Genomic DNA, 20,790 nt, shown 5'->3' with positions numbered 1-20,790 from the left:
GCGTGTCCAGCAACGAGGAACGTCGCGAGGCCGCCAAGCGCAAGCTGGAAGACCGGCTCGAGAGGGACCGCCAGCAGGCCCGGCGACGCAAGATCATCATCGCCTCGGTGTCGACCGTCGTGGTCGTGGCGATCGTCGCGACGGCGACGACTCTCATCGTCAAGAAGGTGCTCGACGACCGCGAGGCCGCCCGGTGGACCGCGTGTTCCTATGAGGACCAGCCGAGCCGTTTCGATCAATTGCCCAAGGAGGTGCCGGCCCAGGTCCCGGCCGACCAGCGTGCCCAGGCACAGGCTTATCTCGACGAGATGCGCGCGGGCGAACCGAAGCAGCGCACCTCACCGAAGCCCGACGACAAGCAGCTCAAGGAAGGTACCGCCAACCTGGTACTCGACACCAACCAGGGCGCCATCCCGATCACGCTCGACCGCACGGGCGCGCCGTGCAACACCGGTGCCGTCATCTCGTTGGCCGAGAACAAGTTCTACAACGACACCCCGTGCCATCGACTCACCAACAGCGACACGCTCAAGGTGCTGCAGTGCGGCGATCCGACCGGCACCGGGGCCGGCGGGCCGGGGTGGTCGAGCCCCGACGAGCTGCCGACCGATCTGAAACCGGCAGGTCAGCCCGATCCGATGTCCGGCACCGCCCCAGTGGTCTATCCCCGCGGCACCGTCGCCATCGCCAACAGCAACAATCCGCAGTCGGGTGAATCCAACACCGGCTCGAGCCAGTTCTTCCTGGTCCTCCAGGACAGCCAGCTGGCACCGAACTACTCGGTGGTCGGCAAGGTCGACCCGGACGGTCTCACCGTCCTCGACAAGATCCAGAAGAATGGTCTGACGCCGGGCCCCAACGGCAGCGCCGACGACGGCCGGCCGAAGCAGCCGGTGCAGATCACCACCGCGACCGTCGATTCCGGCAGCCAGGACTGACCGGGCAGCGCTGAGCGCTGGTCCGAAGCGTCAACGAGGGAGATGCCGCGACTCTGGCCTCGGGGAGCGGGCGTGCGTGCCCTTCGTGACACCCCTCCGCTGGCGCTCCGGGGTTCCTCAGGGATCGGGACGGACTCACCGCTGGCGCTCCGGGGTTCCTCAGGGACGGGACGGACTCACCGCTCGCGCTCCGGGGTTCCTCAGGGACCGGGACGGACTCACCGCTCGCGCTCCAAGGTTCCTCACGGACCGGGTGGACATTGCTCCGCCACCAGCGGAGGACCGTTTGTCCCCGCTCCCTGAGGAGGTCCGGAGCGCCAGCGGAGGGCCGTCACGAAGGGCGCAGCGCGGCTGTCAGGCTGCCGACGTCACCCGGTACACGTCGTAGACTCCCTCGACGTTGCGGACGACGTTGAGCACATGGCCGAGATGCTTGGGGTCGCCCATCTCGAAGGTGAACTTGCTGATCGCGACGCGGTCTCGGCTCGTGGTCACCGACGCCGACAGGATGTTGACGCGTTCGTCGGCGAGCACCTTGGTGACGTCGGACAGGAGCCGATGGCGGTCGAGCGCCTCCACCTGGATGGCCACCAGGAACACCGACGACGGTGAGGGCGCCCACGCGACCTCGATGATCCGTTCGGACTGCTCCTTCAACGAAGCGGCATTGGTGCAGTCGGTGCGGTGCACGCTGATCCCACCGCCCCGCGTCACGAACCCCATGATCTCGTCACCGGGCACCGGGGTGCAGCACTTGGCGAGCTTGGCCATGACGTTGTCGAGTCCTTCGACCACCACACCGGCATCGCCACCGTGGCGGGTACGCGTCGGCAGCGTCGAGGGCGTGGACCGCTCGGCGATCTCGTCGACCGCGTCGTCCAGCCCGCCGAGGGCCGCGACGAGCCGGTTGACCACGTGACGGGCGGAGACGTGATGCTCCCCCACCGCCGTGTAGAGGGCGGTGACGTCCGAATAGCGCAGTTCCGTCGCGATCGCCGCCAGGGATTCGGCACTCATCAAGCGCTGCAACGGTAATCCGCCGCGGCGGACCTCTTTGGCGATGGCGTCCTTGCCGGCCTCGAGTGCCTCCTCGCGACGCTCCTTGGCGAACCACTGCCGGATCTTGGCCTTCGCACGCGGGGACACGACGAAGTTCTGCCAGTCCTTCGACGGTCCGGCGTTGGGTGCCTTCGAGGTGAACACCTCGACGACCTCACCGTTCTCCAGCTTGCGCTCGAGTGCGACCAGCCGGCCGTTGACGCGCGCTCCGATGCAGCGGTGGCCCACCTCGGTGTGCACCGCGTAGGCGAAGTCCACCGGCGTCGAACCGGCCGGGAGGGTGATCACGTCCCCCTTGGGGGTGAACACGAAGATCTCCTGCACCGCGAGGTCATAGCGCAGTGACTCCAGGAACTCGCCCGGATCGGCGGCCTCACGCTGCCAATCGAGCAGCTGGCGCATCCAGGCCATGTCGTCGATCTCGCCGGCATCCTTGCGCGGGGTCTTGCCCTTGCGATAGCCGGTCTCCTTGTACCGCCAGTGCGCGGCGATCCCGAACTCGGCCGTGCGGTGCATCTCGTGGGTCCGGATCTGCACCTCGAGCGGCTTACCCTCCGGCCCGATCACCGTGGTGTGCAACGACTGATAGACGCCGAACCGCGGCTGGGCGATGTAGTCCTTGAACCGGCCGGCCATCGGCTGCCACAGGGAGTGCACAACACCGACGGCGGCGTAGCAATCACGCACCTCGTCGCACAGGATCCGAATACCCACCAGGTCGTGGATGTCGTCGAAGTCGCGTCCCTTGACGATCATCTTCTGATAGATCGACCAGTAGTGTTTCGGCCTGCCCTCGACCGTGGCCGAGATCCGGGCCCCACCGAGCGCGTTGTTGACGTCGGCACGGACGCGGGCCAGGTAGGTGTCGCGCGACGGCGCCCGGTCGGCGACGAGGCGGACGATCTCCTCGTATCGCTTCGGATGCAGGATGGCGAAGGACAGGTCCTCGAGTTCCCATTTGACCGTCGCCATACCGAGCCGATGAGCAAGCGGCGCAATAACTTCCAAGGTTTCTCGCGCCTTGCGCGCCTGCTTCTCCGGCGGCAGGAAACGCATCGTGCGCATGTTGTGCAGCCGGTCGGCGACCTTGATCACCAGCACCCGGGGGTCACGCGCCATCGCGATGATCATCTTGCGGATGGTCTCGGCCTCGGCCGCGCTGCCGAGGGCGACCTTGTCCAGTTTGGTGACACCGTCGACAAGGTGGGCGACCTCGGCCCCGAAGTCCTTCTCGAGCGCCTCGAGGGTATAGCCGGTGTCCTCGACGGTGTCATGCAGGAGTGCGGCCACCAGCGTCGTCGTGTCCATGCCGAGGTCGGCGAGAATCGTCGCGACCGCGAGCGGATGGGTGATGTAGGGGTCACCCGACTTGCGGGTCTGCCCTTCGTGCCGTTCGTCGGCGACGTCATAGGCGTGTTGCAGGAGCGCGGTGTCGGCCTTGGGATAGATCTCCCGGTGCAAGGTCACCAGTGGTTCCAACACCGGGCGGACCGGGCTGCGGGTGGCCGTCATCCGGCGGGCGAGCCGCGCGCGCACACGCCGCGACGCCGACGACGAGGGTGTCGCGATGATGTCGGTACGCGGTGGGGTCTCCCCGGAGGGCCTGGTCCCATCGGGCGCGGACGGCAGAGTGTCACGCGGGGGCCGCGGGCCCGTCCCCGTTGTGTCCACGCGTCCCTGATGGGCGTTGGTGTCGACCTCGTCGTGCATCGTGACCTCCTCTCCGTGTCCGGTCACCCACCGGCCGATCGGATGTCATCGCTCCGTCGCCGGTTCAGCCGACGTGTCGAACGCCGGATGAGGAGAGTCTAGTCGCCGGAAGCGGACCGCGGATCGAAGGTCAACCGTTGGTGACCGCACGCACCGGTAGTCGCGGGTCCAGTCCGTCGGCGATGGTCGCACGTCCGCCGAGCCCGTCGAGTTCCATGATCACCGCGATGCCGACAACGTGTGCGCCGGCACGATGCAGCAATTCGCCGGCGGCGACGGCGGTGCCGCCGGTGGCCAGCACGTCGTCGACGAGCAGCACGCGCCGGCCGGACAGGTCGATCGCGTCGGCGGGGATCTCCAGCGTGGCCGTGCCGTACTCGAGGGTGTACGTCACGCTGTGGACCGGCGGGGGCAGTTTGCCCCCCTTGCGCACCGCGAGCACGCCGACCCCGAGTTCCCGCGCCACCGCCCCACCGAGCAGGAATCCCCGCGCGTCGATCCCGGCGACCAGCTCGACGTCGGCGCAACCGTGGGTCAGCGCGGTGACGACAGCCGCCAGGCCGGCAGGGTCGGCCAGAACCGGTGTGAGGTCCTTGAAGTCGATGCCCGGTTTCGGGAAATCGGCGACCAGCCGCGTGTGGGTGGCGATCGCCGCACGAGCCTGTTCGAGGATTGAGTCAGTCACGTGCCGTCCACCGATCCATGTTCCATCCCGTGCCGTTGCGGCCCAGGCCGGCCACCACATTATCGACCCGCGGACCCCACACCTGCAGCCGAGGCGCGGCGAACAACGGGATGGACGGCAGCTCCGCCCACGCGGCGTTCTCGATGGTGCGCACCAGATCCAGGCGATCAGCGGCGAGATCCGACGCGACCAGCTGATCGATCGCACCGCTGACCTGGGCGTTGCGGAAACCGCCGAGGTTGAGCGGGTCCCCGCCCCGCAGTTGGTATGCGTCGCGAGAGGGGTTGGCCGCCCCGGCCGCGGCAAAGCCGGTGCCGTTGGCGACCAGCAGGACGTCGGCGTCACGACCCAACGCCGACGGCGTCAGGTCCGCCGAACCCACGTCGACCACGTCGATGCCGACCTGCCGGCAGGACTCCGCGATGGCGGCGACCATCTGGCGCCGGCGCTCCATCGGCGCCAGATAGCCGATCCGCACCCTCATCGCAGTGGCCGATCCGGTGGACTCGTCGCTCAGCGCCTGCGCCCGCGGGAGATTCGGACGGGTGTACGCGCTGCCGAACGCGCCGTTGAGCTGTCCGGCGAGGTTGTCCGCGGGCGCGAGGACCCGTAGGTTCCAGAGTTGTGCTCCGGCCCCGAACTGACGGGCCAACCCGTCGCGAGGCACGCAGGACGCAAACGCCCGCCGCGCCCGGAGGTCGCCGAACACCCCTTTCTGCGCGAGCACCAACTCCTCGACACCGAGTGCCCGGTTCGGTTGCGGCAGAGATTGTTTCGAGACCTCGGCATCCGCACCCGACGGCGCGATGTCACCCGCGACCGCTCCGCGACTCACGTCGGCGATATCGAAATCGCCGTCCGACAGACGCTTGTCGGCATCCGTTCCGCGGTCCCACACCACGATCCGCTGCGTCTTCGGGGCATCCCCCCACCACGCTTCGTTCGCGGTGAGGACGAGGCCGTCCGACGTCGAGTAGTGATCGATCCGGTAGGGCCCAGACGACGGGAAGCGGGTCTCGTCGATGGTCCCGGGTGACAGGTCGAACCCGTCGTTCCACGCCGCCGCGATCTTGCCGATGGCGGCGTTGTCGCCGGACCGGATGGGATCGATGACGTCGGTGACACCGGCCTCTGCCGCCACCACGTGGGCGGGCAGCAAGGTACCGGCGCCGAACAGCGACAGCCAGTCCCGATAGTCGCGGCCCTGCACGAAGGACACCGTCGCCGATCTGTCGCCCGGCTTACAGTCGACCTTCTCGATGTCGCGGTATCCGGCGGTGGTCGCCTGCCGGAATCCCGGAAACCGGCCACTCATCGCGGCCCAGGCGAGGACCAGGTCGTCACAGTCGAGTGCCGGACCGTCCGAGAACCGGGCCTCCGGGTTGAAGTCGTACCGCAAGGCCAGGCCCGTACCCGGCACCGGTGTCACCGTTCCGATGTCGCGATCCGGGGTGACCTGCCCCTGCGCACCCAGGTAGCTGAACCCGGGCAGCATGCGGGTCGTCGCCATCAGCACACCGTCCGCGTTGGCCTCGACGGTGTTGGCGTTGTAGCTGTCGATGCGCGCGTCCACGACGTAATCGATGGCGGGCGGGCTGTCGTCGCCACATCCGGTCAGCAGACCGGCGAGCACCACCAGCACGCCGAGGAGGACCGACGACGTCACGGGCAGGCCGGATGGTCGGCGGGTGTCCGACCCGCTCCGCACAGTCACGACGCGTAGATTAGCGCGAGCGTCGCGGTTTCCCCGTGGGGGTACGGGGCGAGTCGTCGACGGCGGCGGTCGCATTGCGCCGACCGGACGCCCGTCCCTTCGCCGGGCGAGGTGCATCGGCCAGGTCATCCCCGGACTCGACGCGGGCACGTCGATCGAGCACACGTTTCGTGTGGCGGCTGATGTCCGGGCGACGCTCCTTCAGCGTCGCCAGGAGGGGAGCCGCCAGGAAGATCGACGAGTAGGCACCGACCACGACACCGACGAGCTGAATCAACCCGAGGTCCTTGAGGGTGCCGACGCCGAGCATCCACACCGCGATGACCATCAGCGCGATGATCGGCAGCACCGAGATCACGGTCGTGTTGATCGACCTCATGAGGGTCTGGTTCACGGCGAGGTTGGCCTGTTCGGCGTAGGTTCGTCGCGTCGTCTGTAGCACCGATCGGGTGTTCTCATTGACCTTGTCGAACACCACCACGGTGTCGTAGATCGAGAAGCCGAGGATGGTGAGCAGACCGATGACGGTGGCCGGGGTGACCTCCCAGCCGACCAGCGAGTACACGCCCGCGGTCACGATGATGTCGAAGAACAGGGAGGTCAGCGCGGCCAACGACATCTCGCGGTCGAACCGCACGGTGATGTAGACGAACACGATCACCAAGAAGACGGCGAGCGCGATCAGCATCTTGCGGGTGATCTCGCCACCCCAGGTGGAACTGACATCGGACGAACTCACCTCGTCCGCGGTCAACTCGGGCCCGAACTGGGCCGTCAGCGCCCTGGTGAGCTGCTCGTTCTGGGCGAGGGACAACGTCTCGGTCCGCACCTGCACGGTCTCGGAAGAACCGGACCCGGCGGTCTGCACCGATTCCGGCTCCTGCCCGAGCGTGTCCGAGAAGACGGTCTCGACCGAGTCGGCGGTGACCCCGGTGGAGACCGGGATCGAGATCTCGGTTCCACCCTCGAAGTCGATGCCCAGGGTGAAACCGCGGAAGGCGATCGATCCGATGCAGATCGCGATGATCACCGCGGTGACGATGTACCACCTGCGGCGATTGGGGATGATCCCGAACGCACCGGTACCTGTGTAGAGCCGGGACAGGAACGAGCGATTGCGTTCCGCCACATAGTTGGCGTCCGACGTCGACGACTGCGCCGATTCGGCGTCGTCACCGACCGGAGTCTCGGGCACTGCGACGCCACGCCCGGCGCCGGCGCGACCGGAGTTGGGCCGTTGCATGCTGCTCATTTCGCGGATCCTTCCGACGCCTCGACTCGGGCGGCCCGCTCGGCCTGCCGGCGCTCCCGCGCGACCTCACTGACCGCGCCCAGGCCGTTGACCCGTGGCCGGGACAGGAACTCCGACCGGCTGGCGAGGACCACGAGCGGGTGGGTGACCAGGAACACGACGACGACGTCGAGGATGGTGGTCAGGCCCAGGGTGAACGCGAAGCCGCGCACCTCGCCGATGGCCAGGATGTAGATGACGGCGGCGGCGATGAAGCTGACCGCGTTGCCAGACCAGATGGTGCGCCGCGCACTCGCCCAGCCGCGCGGCACCGCGGATCTGAAACTTCGGCCCTCACGCATCTCGTCCTTTATTCGTTCGAAGTAGACGACGAACGAGTCCGCGGTCATGCCGATACCGATGATGAGGCCGGCGATGCCTGCGAGGTCGAGCGTGAAACCGATCCAGCGGCCGAGCAGCACGATCAGTCCGTACACCATCAGTCCGGACAGCACCAGCGACAGCATGGTCAGGATCCCGAGCATCCGGTAGTAGAGCAGCGCATAGAGCAGCACCGCGATCATGCCGACCGCGCCCGCGATGAGACCCGCCTTCAGGGAGGACAGACCGAGGGTCGCCGACACCGTCTGCGCGTCCGATGCCTCGAACGACAGAGGCAGGGAGCCGTACTTCAAGACGTTGGCGAGGTCCTTGGCTTCCTGCTGGGTGAAGTTGCCGCTGATCTCGGTCTGCGGTGTGGTGATCGCTCCCTGGATCTGCGGAGCCGAGACGACCTTGGTGTCCAGGGTGAATGCGGTCTGCTTGCCGATGTTCTGCCCGGTGTAGGTGGGCCAGAAACTCTGCGCGTCGCCCTTGAACTCGACCTGCACGATCCACGCGCCCGCCTGCTGAGTGGTGCCGGCCGAGGCGTTCTTGATGTCGCGCCCATCGATGATCTCCGGTCCGAGCAGGTAGACCTCCTGGCCATCCTGTGAGCAGGCAACCAGGTACTGATCGGGCAGGTCATTGCCTTGCAGCGGGTCCTGCGCATCCGGCGAGCAGTCCATCTTCGCCATCTGTGCGGTCAGGGCGTCGGTGTTCGCATCCTTCGGGGCCTGCCGCAACTTGCGCTGCTCGTCGATCGCGGCCGCCGACGTCTCGTCCGGCGATCCGGTCGAGCCCTGTTGCTGGTCGGTCTTGGGTTGCGGCGTCGCGGCCGTCACCTTCTCGACCGGCCGCACGTACAGCCGGGCGGTCTGGCCGAGATTCCGGGCCTGTTTGCCATCGTCACCAGGGACCGTGATCACCAGGTTGTCGCCGTTGACCACGACTTCGGAGCCCGAGACACCCAGCCCGTTCACACGCTGCTCGATGATCTGCTTGGCCTGGTCGAGCTGCTCCTTCGACGGTGGTTTGCCGTCCGGCGTGCGCGCGGTCAGCGTCACCCGGGTGCCGCCCTGGAGGTCGATCCCCAGCTTCGGGGTCGGAGATCCGCCACCGGTGAAGAAGACCAGTCCGTAGACAACGGCCAACAACACGAGGAATGCGGTCAGGGGTCTCCACGGCGGAATCTCACGTGGAGGTCCCGACCGCTTCGCCGACGCCCGGCGAGGTGTGGTCACTGCTGTTCTGGTCTCCTAGGAATTGCGCGCACGGACCCGACGGGGCGTGGCGCGCGAACGAGCCGGTCGGTCGCTCACTCTACTGACTGCGCGGTAACCACCGGCCCGCGGTACGGCGCCGGTGATCTCACGTCGTGGATGCCTGCGGCATCACGCTCACTTGTCGTCGGTCGGCGTCTCGCCCGGACGGTCTGTGGAGTAGGTGTCGTCGGTGCGGGTCTCGGCCTCATCCGAAGGCGATGAGCCGTCGAAACCGTCCGCGCCATCCGTGTCGTCGATCTGCTCCGGCCGCGAACCGAGCGCACCGGGATAGGTTTCGGCCGCGTCCTCTGTGGGGACCACCCGGACGATGGCCGCCCGGTTGAAGCGGGTGACCATGCCGGCGGCTATCTCGAGGTCGACGAAGTCCGACGAGGCATCCACGACGGTCGCGTACATGCCCGAGGTCAGCTGCACACGCGCCCCGGTGGCCACGGAGTTCTGCATGTCCTGCATCTCGTTCATGCGCTTCTTCTGCTTGCGGATGCTCAGGAACATGAACCCGGCGAGCAGGGCGAGCAGGAGGGGGAAGAAGAGAGACTCCATGATTACGGCAACAATCCTTGTCGGTTCGGTCTGGGTGTTATGTCGGATTCGGCGAGGCGGCCCGAGGCCGCGCGAAGGCACGCTCGGATGCGCCAGCACCTCTCGCGGCTCTCCCCAGTGTGCCACGTCCGCGCGAAACGCCCCATCACGGTCGCCGTGGACACGCCTCGCTCACAGATCGTCGAACAGGCTGTCCGTGACGGCGTCGCGGGTCCGGACGCCGAAGCTGGCGTTCATCGCACCGGCCGGTGGGGTGAGATCCAGATGGTGCCAGGCGGCAGCGGTGGCGACACGTCCGCGCGGAGTGCGCGCCATCATGCCCGCCCGAACCAGGAACGGTTCGCACACCTCCTCGACGGTGGCCGGCTCCTCGCCGACGGCGACGGCCAGGGTCGACACACCGACGGGTCCGCCGCCGAATCCGCGGACGAGTGCGTTGAGGACGGCCCGGTCCAGTCGGTCGAATCCCAGATCGTCGACGTCGTAGACGGCCAGGGCAGCACCCGCGATGTCGACGGTGATGATCCCGTCACTGCGGACCTCGGCGTAATCCCGGACACGGCGCAGCAGCCGGTTGGCGATGCGGGGCGTCCCCCGGGAGCGTCGGGCGATCTCGGTCGACGCATCGTCGAGCAGCCGGATGCCGAGGATGCCCGCCGACCGACGCAACACCCGCACCAGTTCGTCGGTCTCGTAGAACTCCATGTGGGCGGTGAAGCCGAACCGGTCGCGCAACGGGCCGGTCAGCGACCCCGATCGGGTCGTGGCACCGACCAGGGTGAACGGCGCGACGTCGAGCGGGATGGAGGTCGCCCCCGGCCCCTTGCCGACGACCACGTCAACCCGGAAGTCCTCCATCGCCAGGTAGAGCATCTCCTCGGCCGGTCGCGCGATCCGGTGGATCTCGTCGATGAACAGCACGTCTCCGTCGACGAGATTGGACAGCATGGCGGCGAGGTCGCCGGCTCGTTCGAGCGCGGGTCCGGACGTGACCCGGATCGCCGCACCCATCTCCGCGGCGATGATCATCGCCAACGACGTCTTCCCCAGTCCCGGCGGACCCGACAAGAGGATGTGGTCCGGTGTGCCGCCGCGGCCCTTGGCCCCGCGCAGTACCAGTTCCAGTTGTTCACGCACCCGAGGCTGACCGATGAAGTCGGCGAGCGACCGCGGCCGCAGGCCTGCGTCGTAATCCCCGTCGGAATGCAGTTCCGCCGGACTCACGTCACGTTCGTCGGGATCGGGCAACGAATCGTCCATCAGGCGGTCTTCCCCAGCAGAGCCAACGATTTGCGCAATACGGTGGAGGCGTCGGCATCCGGCACATCGGACAGGATCGCGGTCACCGCCTTGTCCGCCGGACCCGATGTGAACCCGAGACCCACCAGCGCCTCGGCGACCTGATCACGCACCGACCCGCCGACCGCCATGACCGCCTCGCCCGCCTGCGTACTCGGCGCCTCCACCTTGTCGCGCAGTTCGACCACGAGTCGCTCGGCCACCCGTTTACCGATACCGGGCACCGTGGTCAGCGCCTTGACGTCGGAGGCGGCCAAGGCACGTCGTAGCGCTTCGGGCTCGAGCACCGCCAATGTCGCCATCGCCAATCGCGGGCCGACGCCGGTCACGGTCTGCAACAGCGCGAACAAGGACCGCGCGTCCGGTTCGGTGAACCCGTACAGCGTCATCGAATCCTCGCGCACGATCATCGACGTGAGCAGGGTCGCCTCTTCGCCCCGCCGCACCGACGCCACCGTGGCGGGGGTCACCAGAACTCGGTACCCCACTCCGGCGCAATCGATCACCAGGTGATCGAGGGCGACATCCACAACCGGACCTCGTACCGAAGCGATCACGCTGCTCCCCCCTTCCGTGTCCGCGCCGGGCCGGCCCCGCGCGTGCTCGTTCCTCGTGCGGCCGCAGCCGCAGCGACCCTTCCGCGGTGTCGCCGGGCCAGTTCCTCGGCCCGTTTCTGCGCCTCGACCATCTTGTCCGTCATCGGTCCCCGCCAACAGTGGCAGATGGCCAGCGCCAGCGCGTCGGCGGCGTCGGCCGGCCGCGGTTTGCTCTGCATCCCCAATATCCGCGTGACCATCGCCGTGACCTGCGCCTTGTCGGCCCGACCGCTACCTGTGACAGCGGCCTTGACCTCCGATGGGGTGTGGAACCGGACCGGGATGTCGCGCTGCCCGGCGGCGAGCGCGATCACGCCACCGGCCTGAGCTGTCCCCATGGCGGTGGAGACCTGATTCTGCGCGAACACCCGCTCGATGGCCACCACATCAGGTTGATGGACATCGAGCCAATGGCAGGCCGACGTGTAGATCGCCAACAGGCGTTCGGCAAGGTCCATGTCGCTGGGCGTGCGCACGACATCGACGTCCAACGCCGTGACCGTGCGTCCGCGTCCGGACTCGACCAGCGCGATCCCGCACCGCGTAAGACCGGGATCGACTCCCATGACCCGCACACATACCTCCACCACGGACGCCGAGACCGAACAGTTGTTCGAGATTCTATCCGGCTCCCCCGACGACCTGGGTGAGCAACACGCGACAATGGCAGGTGCCATGACCCGATTCGATCCCATCTCGCCCGACGGACTGGTCGAGCTGTGCGCGGAGCTCGCGGCCGAAGCGCCCGGCCGTCGCGTCATCACTGTCGATGGTGCCGACGCCGCAACGCCCACGACGCTCGCACAGGCGGTGGCCGACCGCCTTGTCACCGGCGGCCGGGCCGCGGCGGTGGTCTCCATGTCGGACTTCCTCCGACCCGCATCCCTGCGACTGGAGTACGGGCACACCGATCCGGAGAGTTACGGCTCCGTCTGGTTCGACCATGCCGCGGTGTCACGCGAGGTGGTCGACGCCGTGCACACCCGGGGTCGATGGCTGCCACGCCTGTGGGATACGTCGCGCGACCGATCCTTCCGCGACAGCCCGATGGAGGCATCGGTCCACCAGGTGATCCTGCTGGCCGGTCCGCTGCTCCTCGGCTCCGGCATCGACGTCGACGCTTCCATCGCGCTGATGATGAGCGAGGCCGCTCTGCGACGCCGGACCCCCAGCGAGGACGCGTGGACGATCCCCGCCCTCGTCCGTCACGCCGACACAGCCCCGACCCCCGACATCGCCGTCCGATTCGATCACCCCGAACGACCGGCGGTCAGCGCCTCGTGACGCCGGCCGGATCGCGCGAGCTCCGGGGGCCGGAAAATGCTCTAGGGTCGCGTTCATGACCGAGCCCGAGACACCTGCACCCCACGCCGACAACCCGCCTGCAATCGCGCTCGGTGCGATCAACATCGAGGCGAGCGATCCGCATGCGCTGAGCGGCTTCTGGGCATCGGTCACCGGCGGTGAGCGATCGACAGCAGGAGACAGTGTCTACCTGGCCCCTGCCGGTCCGCACGGTTTCGGGATGTTCTTCGGTCCGCGAACGGGCCCGGTCGCGCCGCACCCCACGCTGCATCTCGATCTCACCGTGCCATGGGGTACCCGCAAGGCCCACGTCGACCGCCTGGTCCGGATCGGGGCCCGACACCACTGGGATGTCCTCGACGAGGTGCCCTGGGTGCAGTGGTCGACGCTCGCCGATCCCGAGGGCAACATGTTCTGCGTGGCCGAGCACCCACCCACCACATCGGCGGGGTGATGCTCAGGCGTCGAGTTCGGCGAGTACGTCGTCGCTGACGTCGACGTTGCTGTAAACGTTCTGCACGTCGTCGGAGTCCTCGAGCGCGTCGATCAGTTTGAACACCTTGCGTGCGCCCTCGGCATCTACCGGAACCTCGACCGAGGCACGGAAATCCGCTTCCGCCGAGTCATAGTCGATGCCCGCCTCCTGCAAGGCGCTGCGGACCGCGACGAGATCGGTCGGCTCACTGACCACTTCGAAGCTCTCGCCGAGATCGTTGACCTCTTCGGCACCGGCGTCGAGCACGGCCATCAGCACGTCGTCCTCGCTCTGGCCCGCCTTCTCGAGTGTGACGACACCCTTGCGGGTGAACAGGTACGAGACCGAACCGGGGTCGGCCATGTTGCCGCCGTTGCGGGTCATCGCGGTACGCACCTCGCCGGCCGCCCGGTTGCGATTGTCGGTGAGGCACTCGATGAGGATCGCGACACCGTTGGGGCCGTAACCCTCGTACATGATGGTCTGCCAGTCGGCGCCGCCGGCCTCTTCCCCACCGCCACGCTTGCGGGCGCGTTCGATGTTGTCGTTGGGTACCGAGGACTTCTTCGCCTTCTGGATCGCGTCATAGAGCGTGGGGTTGCCGGACGGGTCACCGCCGCCGGTCCGGGCTGCCACCTCGATGTTCTTGATCAGCTTGGCGAACATCTTGCCGCGCTTGGCGTCGATGACCGCCTTCTTGTGCTTGGTGGTGGCCCATTTGGAATGGCCGCTCATGAGACTCCCGCATCCTTGTCGACAGCACGTACGAGGTGACGTGACCGCGTGGTGACGATCCGCCCAACTCTTCGATCTTACCGATGTGCGTCGACGGCCTCCCCCACGCTCCCGTCACGCGCCGGTGACCATGTCGACGAAGTACTGATGTACCCGCCGATCACCGGTCACCTCCGGATGGAACGACGTCGCGAGCACGTTGCCCTGGCGCACCGCGACGATCCGGTCCTTCGCCGGACCGTCGGGCACCCGTGCGAGCACTTCCACATCGGGCGAGATCGATTCCACCCACGGCGCCCGGATGAAGACGGCACGCATCAGCGGGTCGGACGCATGATCGGTGATGCCGGCGAACTCCAGGTCTGTTTCGAAGCTCTCCACCTGCCGGCCGAAGGCGTTGCGGCGCACGGTGATGTCCAACGCGTCGAGATGACGGGCGTCCGGGCGGGTGTCGAGGATCGTCGTCGCCAGCAAGATCATCCCCGCGCACGATCCATAGGCGGGCATGCCCGCCGAGAGACGTTCGCGCAAACCGTCGAACAGATCGAACACGGTGAGCAGGTGACTCATCGTCGTCGACTCGCCGCCGGGGATGACGAGCGCGTCGACCTCGGCCAGCTCCGTCGGCCGGCGAACGGTCCCGGCCTGCGCACCGGCCTCCGTCAGAGCGGCGAGGTGCTCACGGACATCCCCTTGGAGCGCGAGCACGCCGATCCTCGGGCGGTCGGCGGCGCTCACCCGTCCCGCCGCGCATGCTGGTCGGCGGACTCGGCCCGTCCCGTTCGTGTCAGCCCCTCCTGGGTGACCGCCGCGACCATGCGGCCGTCGAGGTCGAAGATCCGTCCCTGGGTGAGCGCGCGTCCCCCGTCCGCGGACGGCGACGTCTGATCGTAGAGCAGCCACTCGTCGGCGCGGAACGGACGCATGAACCACATCGCGTGGTCGAGAGAGGCCGTCTGCGTCTCCACATCCGGGTGTGGGACCTTCGATGATCCGAGCAGGGTCATGTCGCTCATGTACGCCAGGGTGCCGACATGAAAGACCTGGTCGTCGGGCAGCCGGCGACGGTGACGGAACCAGACCCGCTGCTGGGCGACGAAATAGTTCGAGGTTGCCAGTTGCTCCGGCGGCACCATCCGGATGTCGAACTCCTTCCACTCCTGGAAGATCGCCATCGCGTCGTCGGGAAGGGCGGTGAGTTGATCGGGCAGTTCATCCGGCGACGGCGCCGGGGGCATCCGGTCCTGATGCCGGACACCTTCATCGGTGGTCACATGGAAAGAGGCCGACATCGTGAAGATGGCTTCGCCCGCCTGGATACCGGTGACGCGACGCGTGATGAACGAGCGACCATCGCGAATGCGGTCGACCAGGAAGACCACCGGCTTGTCCGGGTTGCCCGGGCGGAGGAAATATCCGTGCAGCGAATGCACCGCGTACTCCTCGAGAACGGTCCGGGTGGCCGACATCAGGGCCTGGCCGGCAACCTGACCACCGAAGGTTCGCTGCAGCAGGCTCGGGAAGGCCGGCCCCCGAAAGATGTCGGTCTCGATCGCCTCGACCTGAAGGATCTCCTCGATGGTTGCCACGGGAGAACAGTATCGCGCCCCCTACGGCCACGTTCGGATCCCGGTCGGCCGCGCTCAGAGTTCGTCCAGGGTGATCAATCCGTCCTGGACAGCGCGTGCGACCAGTGCGGCCTTCGTCGGAGCCGCCCGTCCGATGTCGGCATATTTTGCGCGAATACGGGTCAGGTGCGTGTTGACCGTCCCGAGGGAAATGTAAAGTTCCGCTGCCACAGCGGGTTTCGTGTCCACCTTGAGCCAGGTTCGCAACACCTCCACCTCGCGGGTGGTGAGTGCGGGTCGTGGCAGATCGTGACCGCGCATGGTGCACGTGCAGCGCGGACCGCCCCCCTGGCTCGTGATCGACGTGACGAGACTCATGTGCCCGCCCACCGGCGACTCTCGTCGGGACCGCTCGATGACGTCGGTTCGCCCGGACTGGGGCAGTGCGGGTAGTGGCATCCGGCGCTGCGCCAGCCGTGCCAGCGCTTCCTGTCGCCGACGCGTGGCATCGGCGTCGCGGCGGGCGACGTCACCCGTCTCGGCGCTCCCTTGGCCGGGGCGATCGGATCGATGTGCGCTGTTGCGGACAGAGGAGCGATGCGGCGAAACGTGATGCGCGATGACTGTCATGGTTGTCCTCACTCGTCCGGGGGCGGACGGTCTTCCGCCCCGCCGTCGTGAGTTAGACGCGATGAGTCCGCGTCAGGTTCCCGTCAGTTCTCCTCGTTTTCGGGGATCTCTTCGGCCACCCGGACGACCACCACCGTCACGTTGTCATGGGCGCCGAGAGCCAGCGCCCCCTCCACCAGAGCGTCCGCAGCCTGCTCGGCACTCTCGGCGCCGACGAGGATGTCGGCGATCTCCTCGTCGGGGAGTTCGCCGGTCAACCCGTCCGAGCAGACCAGGATGACGTCGCCGGGAAGGGCCTGCAGGGAGAAGAAGTCGGCGTGCGGTTCGACCATTCCGGCGCCGAGCGCGCGGGTGATGACATTGCGCCGTGGGTCGATGCGGGCCTCCTCGGGCGTGAGGAAACCCGCATCGACGAATTCCTGGACCTGCGAGTGGTCCACGGTCAGTTGCTCGAGGACACCGCCCTGCAACCGATAGGTGCGCGAGTCGCCGATGTTGAGGACGAGCCAATGGGGCGCACCGTCGTGCATCACCAGCACCGCACCGGTCGCGGTCGTCCCGGCCCGGCGTTCGGATTCGGTGGCGATGTCGCCGATCCGGTCCTGCGCCTGCGACAACAGATCGATGAGAGCGAGCTGTGTCTCCTTCTGGCCCCGCATGCTCTCGATGTCGGCGAGCGTCTGTAGCGCGGCCTCACTCGCGAGCTCACCGCTGTCGTGTCCGCCCATCCCGTCGGCCAGCAGGTACGTGCCGGGAGCGACCAGCGCGGCGTCCTCGTTGGCCTCGCGGACCCGCCCGACGTTGCACACCACCGCCCATTCGAGCTGCAGACCGGCCAGTGTGTCGGTGCCGCAACGGGATGCGTCCCGCACGATGGTCGCCGCGTCCATGATCAGCAGATCCTACGGCAGAATCGCCTACCAGCCCCGTTCGGCGAGCCGGTGCGGCGCGGGGATGTCGTCGACGTTGATCCCGACCATCGCCTCTCCGAGGCCGCGCGACACCTTGGCCAGCACGTCCGGGTCGTCGTGGAAGGTCGTGGCCTGCACGATCGCCGCCGCGCGCTGAGCCGGGTTGCCGGACTTGAAGATGCCCGATCCGACGAACACACCCTCGGCGCCGAGCTGCATCATCATCGCCGCGTCGGCGGGTGTGGCGATCCCACCGGCCGTGAACAGCGTGACGGGAAGCTTGCCGGCCTCGGCCACCTCGACGACCAGGTCGTACGGGGCCTGCAATTCCTTTGCCGCGACGAACAATTCGTCCTTGGGCAACGAGGTGAGCCGACGGATCTCGTCGCGGATCTGGCGCATGTGCGTGGTGGCGTTGGAGACGTCCCCGGTGCCGGCCTCACCCTTGGACCGGATCATCGCCGCCCCCTCGGTGATCCGACGCAGGGCTTCGCCGAGATTGGTCGCACCGCACACGAACGGAACGGTGAACTGCCACTTGTCGATGTGATTGGCGTAGTCGGCCGGAGTGAGCACCTCGGATTCATCGACATAGTCGACGCCGAGGCTCTGCAGGATCTGCGCCTCCACGAAATGACCGATCCGCGCCTTGGCCATCACCGGGATCGACACGGTGGAGATGATCCCGTCGATCATGTCCGGATCGCTCATCCGCGACACCCCGCCCTGGGCCCGGATGTCGGCGGGCACGCGCTCGAGCGCCATCACGGCCACCGCGCCCGCGTCCTCGGCGATCTTGGCCTGCTCGGGGGTGACCACGTCCATGATCACGCCGCCCTTGAGCATCTCGGCCATGCCGCGCTTGACCCGGGCCGTACCCTGACCCACTGTCGGCGCGACACCGCCGTTGGCGTCGGTGGTGCCGTTGAGGGTGCTCCGGGCATCCGGTCCGGGAGTGCTCCCTGACTGGAACTGACTCACTGATGTCTCCTGATGTCGTCATTTCGGCACGAGGTGCCGGCGCCGCGTGACGCGGTTGTCCCCCGATTCTAGGCGAGTGCGCGCAGTGGCCTCACCGGCGACCTGCGCCGCACCCGATCGCAGCAGCTCGCCGGCACGTCCCGAGCCGGTCAGGACCCGGTCAGGAGCCGGTTCCTGGGGCCATCCGTTCGATGATCTCGAAGAACTGGGGCAACTCCGCGGTACCGCCCAGATGCAGCCACTGGACCAGGCGCCGCTCGCCCAGATTGCGTGTGTCACGTACCGCGTCGTTGTAGAACCGTCTCGCCATCATGATCCGCGTCTCCGCATCGGCGAGTTCGACCACCAGACCCTGGGGGCGGGACTGGGTGTCGGTCTGGGCGAGCAGCGTCGACACCTTGTTCTCGGCCTGCTCCCGCGCCGACGGCGCCGCGCGCTCGGCCTCATCGGCCGCGACCGCCAGTGCCTGCCCCGCGCCGCGGGCCTCCTCGTCGTAGCCGGCGATCATGCCGGCAGCGATCGCCCGAGCGACCACCGCACGTCGGGCCAGTGCGGCGTCGAGTGCCTGGCGTGCGAGATCAACCCGCACGTTGAGTCGGTCCAGCCGATTGGCGGTCTGAAACGCCCATCCACCCGCCACCACGACGAGCAGGACGATGAGCGCGCTGATCGCGACGGTCAGTCCGGACATGGTCATCGGTCCCCCCTACTCGGCCACGACGACCGGTCCCGCACCGACCGTCACCGTCTCGTACACCCGCAGGATCTGGTCGGCCACGCGGGACCAGTCGTAACGGTCGGCGCGCCGACGACCCGCTGCGACCATCTCCGCACGCATCGCGTCGTCGCCGAGGAGCTCGATGATCGCCTCGGCGAGATCGTCGGCCGACCCGGTCGGCACGAGACGCCCGGCGCGCCCGTCGTCGAGCACACGCCGGAAGGCGTTGAGGTCGCTGGCGAGGACGGCGGCCCCGGCCGCCATCGCCTCCACCAGCACGATCCCGAAGCTCTCCCCGCCCAGATTGGGGGCGCAGTAGACGTCGGCCGACCGCAGCGCACGGGCTTTCGTGTTGTCGTCGACCTGGCCGAGGAAGACCAGATGCTCGGCCAGGGCACCCGCTCGACGCCGCAGCGCCCGCTCGTTGCCGCCGCCGACGATCAGCACGCGAACGTCGCCGAACTCCTCGACCACCGCGGGCAGGGCTCGCATGAGGATGTCGATACCCTTGCGCGGCTCGTCGTACCGGCCGAGGAAGAGGATCGTGTGGCCGGTGGCGGGTTGACCGTCCAGCGGTTCGGCGTTGGCGAATGCGGCCACGTCGATACCGTTCGGGATCTCCACGGCGTCGGACCCCAGCGACTCCATCTGCCAGCGCCGGGCCAGCTCCGACACGGCGATCTTGCCGGATATCCGTTCGTGGTAGGGCCGCAGAATGCCCTGGAACACCGACAGCCACATCGATCGGGTGGTCGAGGTGTGAAAAGTCGTGACGATCGGGCCGGAGGCGACCATCAGTGACAGCATCGAGATACTCGGCGCATTCGGCTCGTGGACGTGCAGGACGTCGAAGGCGTTCTCGTCGATCCAGCTACGCAGTCGCAGATAGCCCTTGGGACTGAAGTTCACCCGGGACACCGAGCCGTTGTACGGAATCGCCAGCGCGGGACCGGCCGAGACCACGTAGTCGGGAAGTCCGGTCTGCTGCGCCGACGGCGCCAGCACGCTGACCTCGTGCCCGCGTTCGATGAACACATGCGCGAGTTCCACCACATGTGCCTGGACACCGCCGGGTACGTCGAACGAGTACGGGCAGATCATCCCGATCCGCATCAGCTCGGCTCTTCGATGCGTGCGCGGCGTTCGGCCGACCAATCGGCCTCCCACAACGGCTGCAGCATGTGCCAGTCCTGCGGATGGGCGGCGATGTTGGTCGCGAAGGCGTCGGCGAGCGCCTGCGTTGCCGACCCGACCCCACCGGAGACGTCGATCGGCGGTCCGACGGACGCCATCGACGTCGGCGCTTCGGTGAACCAGTGATGCACCGGCAGCAACGCGGCGCCGGTCTCGATGGCCAGCCGTGCCGACCCGGCCGGCATGCGGGTGCGTTCGCCGAAGAACGTCACCGGGACACCGTGACGTGCGAGGTCACGCTCGCCGAGCAGGCAGATGATGCCCCCCGCGCGCAGCCGGTCGGCGAGCTGCCCGAACGGCGGCTGCTCACCGCCGCTGAGCGGGAAGATCTCGAATCCGAGAGACTCCCGGTAGGCGACGAAGCGGTTGAAGAGCGACTCCGGTTCGAGGCGTTCGGCGACGGTCGCGAATTGTCCGTACTGCTGAACCAGCCACACACCGGCCATGTCCCAGTTGCCCGTGTGCGGCAGCGCGAGGATCACTCCCTTGCCGCGGGACACAGCTGCGTCGAGGTTGGCCCGGTCGGCGTCGGGAAGGGTCATCGTGGCCGCCGTCGCCGCGAGATCGTGGGCCGGCAGGCGGAAGGCCTCGTACCAGTAGCGCGCATAGGAACGCATCGCCGCGGCCATCAGGTCGTCGGGCACCGCCTCGGGTGTCGAACCGATCACGCGCGCGAGGTTGCGACGCAGCTGGTCGGGACCCCCGTTACGGCGGCCGGCCATCCCGCCGACGAGATCGAAAGCAGACCGGGCCGGCGTCTCGGGCGCATACCGGACCGCCGCCCAACCCGCCGCATACGCCAGATCCGAGAGTTTCGCGGTGACCGCGCTCATC

General features: G+C 67.8%; 21 protein-coding genes. 3 read left to right on the top strand and 18 right to left on the bottom strand.

What is annotated here, in order from left to right; all coding sequences use genetic code 11:
* The first annotated feature begins 2 nt into the window (after positions 1–2).
* Positions 3–938, top strand: a complete 936-nt coding sequence (locus tag ACVT6V_RS17600; protein ID WP_489894982.1) for a peptidylprolyl isomerase — start codon at positions 3–5, stop codon at positions 936–938.
* A 354-nt stretch (positions 939–1,292) separates the two neighbouring features.
* Here ACVT6V_RS17600 and ACVT6V_RS17595 read toward each other — a convergent pair whose 3' ends face one another.
* The 9 genes from ACVT6V_RS17595 to ruvC form a co-directional block, all read right to left on the bottom strand.
* A complete protein-coding gene (locus ACVT6V_RS17595) occupies positions 1,293–3,707 on the bottom strand; it encodes a RelA/SpoT family protein (RefSeq protein ID WP_489894980.1) in 2,415 nt (804 codons plus the stop codon).
* 130 nt (positions 3,708–3,837) lie between these two features.
* Positions 3,838–4,392 (bottom strand): adenine phosphoribosyltransferase, encoded by a 555-nt coding sequence (locus tag ACVT6V_RS17590; protein WP_489894978.1) that lies wholly within the window; start codon positions 4,390–4,392, stop codon positions 3,838–3,840.
* Complete coding sequence (locus tag ACVT6V_RS17585) at positions 4,385–6,106, bottom strand: ABC transporter substrate-binding protein (RefSeq protein WP_489894976.1); 1,722 nt, start codon at positions 6,104–6,106, stop codon at positions 4,385–4,387. The genes ACVT6V_RS17590 and ACVT6V_RS17585 overlap by 8 nt, the downstream gene beginning before the upstream one ends.
* A gap of 10 nt (positions 6,107–6,116) precedes the next feature.
* The gene (gene secF, locus ACVT6V_RS17580; protein WP_489900859.1) at positions 6,117–7,349 is read right to left on the bottom strand and encodes a protein translocase subunit SecF; all 1,233 of its coding nucleotides are present in this window, start codon (positions 7,347–7,349) and stop codon (positions 6,117–6,119) included.
* A 5-nt stretch (positions 7,350–7,354) separates the two neighbouring features.
* Positions 7,355–8,959, bottom strand: coding sequence for a protein translocase subunit SecD (gene secD / locus ACVT6V_RS17575; protein ID WP_489894974.1), 1,605 nt, complete (start codon positions 8,957–8,959; stop codon positions 7,355–7,357).
* A 156-nt stretch (positions 8,960–9,115) separates the two neighbouring features.
* The gene (gene yajC / locus ACVT6V_RS17570) at positions 9,116–9,544 is read right to left on the bottom strand and encodes a preprotein translocase subunit YajC (protein ID WP_489894972.1); all 429 of its coding nucleotides are present in this window, start codon (positions 9,542–9,544) and stop codon (positions 9,116–9,118) included.
* Between the two features lie 171 nt (positions 9,545–9,715).
* On the bottom strand, positions 9,716–10,804 hold the full coding sequence (gene ruvB / locus ACVT6V_RS17565; protein ID WP_489894970.1) for a Holliday junction branch migration DNA helicase RuvB: 1,089 nt from the start codon (positions 10,802–10,804) through the stop codon (positions 9,716–9,718).
* A complete protein-coding gene (ruvA, locus tag ACVT6V_RS17560) occupies positions 10,804–11,400 on the bottom strand; it encodes a Holliday junction branch migration protein RuvA (RefSeq protein WP_489894968.1) in 597 nt (198 codons plus the stop codon). Before ruvA ends, ruvB begins: the two co-directional genes overlap by 1 nt.
* Positions 11,397–12,014, bottom strand: a complete 618-nt coding sequence (gene ruvC, locus ACVT6V_RS17555) for a crossover junction endodeoxyribonuclease RuvC (RefSeq protein WP_489894966.1) — start codon at positions 12,012–12,014, stop codon at positions 11,397–11,399. Before ruvC ends, ruvA begins: the two co-directional genes overlap by 4 nt.
* On the opposite strand from ruvC, the gene ACVT6V_RS17550 reads away from it, so the two are divergent.
* Positions 12,004–12,723 (top strand): nucleoside/nucleotide kinase family protein, encoded by a 720-nt coding sequence (locus ACVT6V_RS17550; RefSeq protein ID WP_489894964.1) that lies wholly within the window; start codon positions 12,004–12,006, stop codon positions 12,721–12,723. The two genes, ruvC and ACVT6V_RS17550, sit on opposite strands and share 11 nt — an antisense overlap.
* Positions 12,724–12,778: 55 nt before the next feature.
* Positions 12,779–13,198 carry a VOC family protein gene (locus ACVT6V_RS17545; RefSeq protein ID WP_489894962.1) on the top strand — a complete coding sequence of 140 codons (420 nt, stop codon included), beginning with the start codon at positions 12,779–12,781 and terminating at the stop codon, positions 13,196–13,198.
* Between the two features lie 3 nt (positions 13,199–13,201).
* Here the strand turns inward: ACVT6V_RS17545 and ACVT6V_RS17540 are convergent, their stop codons facing one another.
* The 9 genes from ACVT6V_RS17540 to ACVT6V_RS17500 form a co-directional block, all read right to left on the bottom strand.
* A complete protein-coding gene (locus tag ACVT6V_RS17540) occupies positions 13,202–13,954 on the bottom strand; it encodes a YebC/PmpR family DNA-binding transcriptional regulator (RefSeq protein ID WP_489894960.1) in 753 nt (250 codons plus the stop codon).
* Between the two features lie 114 nt (positions 13,955–14,068).
* Positions 14,069–14,692 carry a pyridoxal 5'-phosphate synthase glutaminase subunit PdxT gene (pdxT, locus tag ACVT6V_RS17535; RefSeq protein ID WP_489894958.1) on the bottom strand — a complete coding sequence of 208 codons (624 nt, stop codon included), beginning with the start codon at positions 14,690–14,692 and terminating at the stop codon, positions 14,069–14,071.
* Positions 14,689–15,543 carry an acyl-CoA thioesterase gene (locus ACVT6V_RS17530; protein ID WP_489894956.1) on the bottom strand — a complete coding sequence of 285 codons (855 nt, stop codon included), beginning with the start codon at positions 15,541–15,543 and terminating at the stop codon, positions 14,689–14,691. The genes pdxT and ACVT6V_RS17530 overlap by 4 nt, the downstream gene beginning before the upstream one ends.
* Before the next feature lie 54 nt (positions 15,544–15,597).
* Positions 15,598–16,152, bottom strand: a complete 555-nt coding sequence (locus ACVT6V_RS17525) for a response regulator transcription factor (protein WP_489894954.1) — start codon at positions 16,150–16,152, stop codon at positions 15,598–15,600.
* An 83-nt stretch (positions 16,153–16,235) separates the two neighbouring features.
* The gene (locus tag ACVT6V_RS17520) at positions 16,236–17,042 is read right to left on the bottom strand and encodes a PP2C family protein-serine/threonine phosphatase (protein ID WP_489894952.1); all 807 of its coding nucleotides are present in this window, start codon (positions 17,040–17,042) and stop codon (positions 16,236–16,238) included.
* 27 nt (positions 17,043–17,069) lie between these two features.
* Complete coding sequence (pdxS, locus tag ACVT6V_RS17515; RefSeq protein ID WP_489894950.1) at positions 17,070–18,044, bottom strand: pyridoxal 5'-phosphate synthase lyase subunit PdxS; 975 nt, start codon at positions 18,042–18,044, stop codon at positions 17,070–17,072.
* A 160-nt stretch (positions 18,045–18,204) separates the two neighbouring features.
* Positions 18,205–18,741, bottom strand: coding sequence for a LemA family protein (locus tag ACVT6V_RS17510; RefSeq protein WP_489894948.1), 537 nt, complete (start codon positions 18,739–18,741; stop codon positions 18,205–18,207).
* Positions 18,742–18,750: 9 nt separating this feature from the next.
* On the bottom strand, positions 18,751–19,875 hold the full coding sequence (locus ACVT6V_RS17505; protein WP_489894946.1) for a glycosyltransferase family 4 protein: 1,125 nt from the start codon (positions 19,873–19,875) through the stop codon (positions 18,751–18,753).
* Positions 19,875–20,789, bottom strand: coding sequence for a phosphatidylinositol mannoside acyltransferase (locus tag ACVT6V_RS17500; RefSeq protein WP_489894944.1), 915 nt, complete (start codon positions 20,787–20,789; stop codon positions 19,875–19,877). Before ACVT6V_RS17500 ends, ACVT6V_RS17505 begins: the two co-directional genes overlap by 1 nt.
* Position 20,790 lies beyond the last annotated feature (1 nt).

The sequence above is a fragment of the Gordonia sp. LMA167 genome, from assembly GCF_058130025.1.
The sequence above is the reverse complement of the archived record's forward strand: the minus strand, read 5'-3'. Positions and strand labels throughout refer to the sequence as shown.

Excerpts from the sequence above, each read along its gene's own strand:
- ACVT6V_RS17510 (WP_489894948.1), bottom strand. The coding sequence starts at position 18,741 with ATGACCATGTCCGGACTGACCGTCGCGATCAGCGCGCTCATCGTCCTG.
- yajC (WP_489894972.1), bottom strand. The coding sequence starts at position 9,544 with ATGGAGTCTCTCTTCTTCCCCCTCCTGCTCGCCCTGCTCGCCGGGTTC.
- ACVT6V_RS17540 (WP_489894960.1), bottom strand. The coding sequence starts at position 13,954 with ATGAGCGGCCATTCCAAATGGGCCACCACCAAGCACAAGAAGGCGGTC.
- ACVT6V_RS17550 (WP_489894964.1), top strand. The coding sequence starts at position 12,004 with ATGACCCGCACACATACCTCCACCACGGACGCCGAGACCGAACAGTTG.
- ACVT6V_RS17520 (WP_489894952.1), bottom strand. The coding sequence starts at position 17,042 with ATGGACGCGGCGACCATCGTGCGGGACGCATCCCGTTGCGGCACCGAC.
- ACVT6V_RS17500 (WP_489894944.1), bottom strand. The coding sequence starts at position 20,789 with ATGAGCGCGGTCACCGCGAAACTCTCGGATCTGGCGTATGCGGCGGGT.
- ACVT6V_RS17525 (WP_489894954.1), bottom strand. The coding sequence starts at position 16,152 with ATGACAGTCATCGCGCATCACGTTTCGCCGCATCGCTCCTCTGTCCGC.
- ruvB (WP_489894970.1), bottom strand. The coding sequence starts at position 10,804 with ATGGACGATTCGTTGCCCGATCCCGACGAACGTGACGTGAGTCCGGCG.
- ACVT6V_RS17545 (WP_489894962.1), top strand. The coding sequence starts at position 12,779 with ATGACCGAGCCCGAGACACCTGCACCCCACGCCGACAACCCGCCTGCA.
- secF (WP_489900859.1), bottom strand. The coding sequence starts at position 7,349 with ATGCAACGGCCCAACTCCGGTCGCGCCGGCGCCGGGCGTGGCGTCGCA.
- ACVT6V_RS17505 (WP_489894946.1), bottom strand. The coding sequence starts at position 19,875 with ATGCGGATCGGGATGATCTGCCCGTACTCGTTCGACGTACCCGGCGGT.
- ACVT6V_RS17595 (WP_489894980.1), bottom strand. The coding sequence starts at position 3,707 with ATGCACGACGAGGTCGACACCAACGCCCATCAGGGACGCGTGGACACA.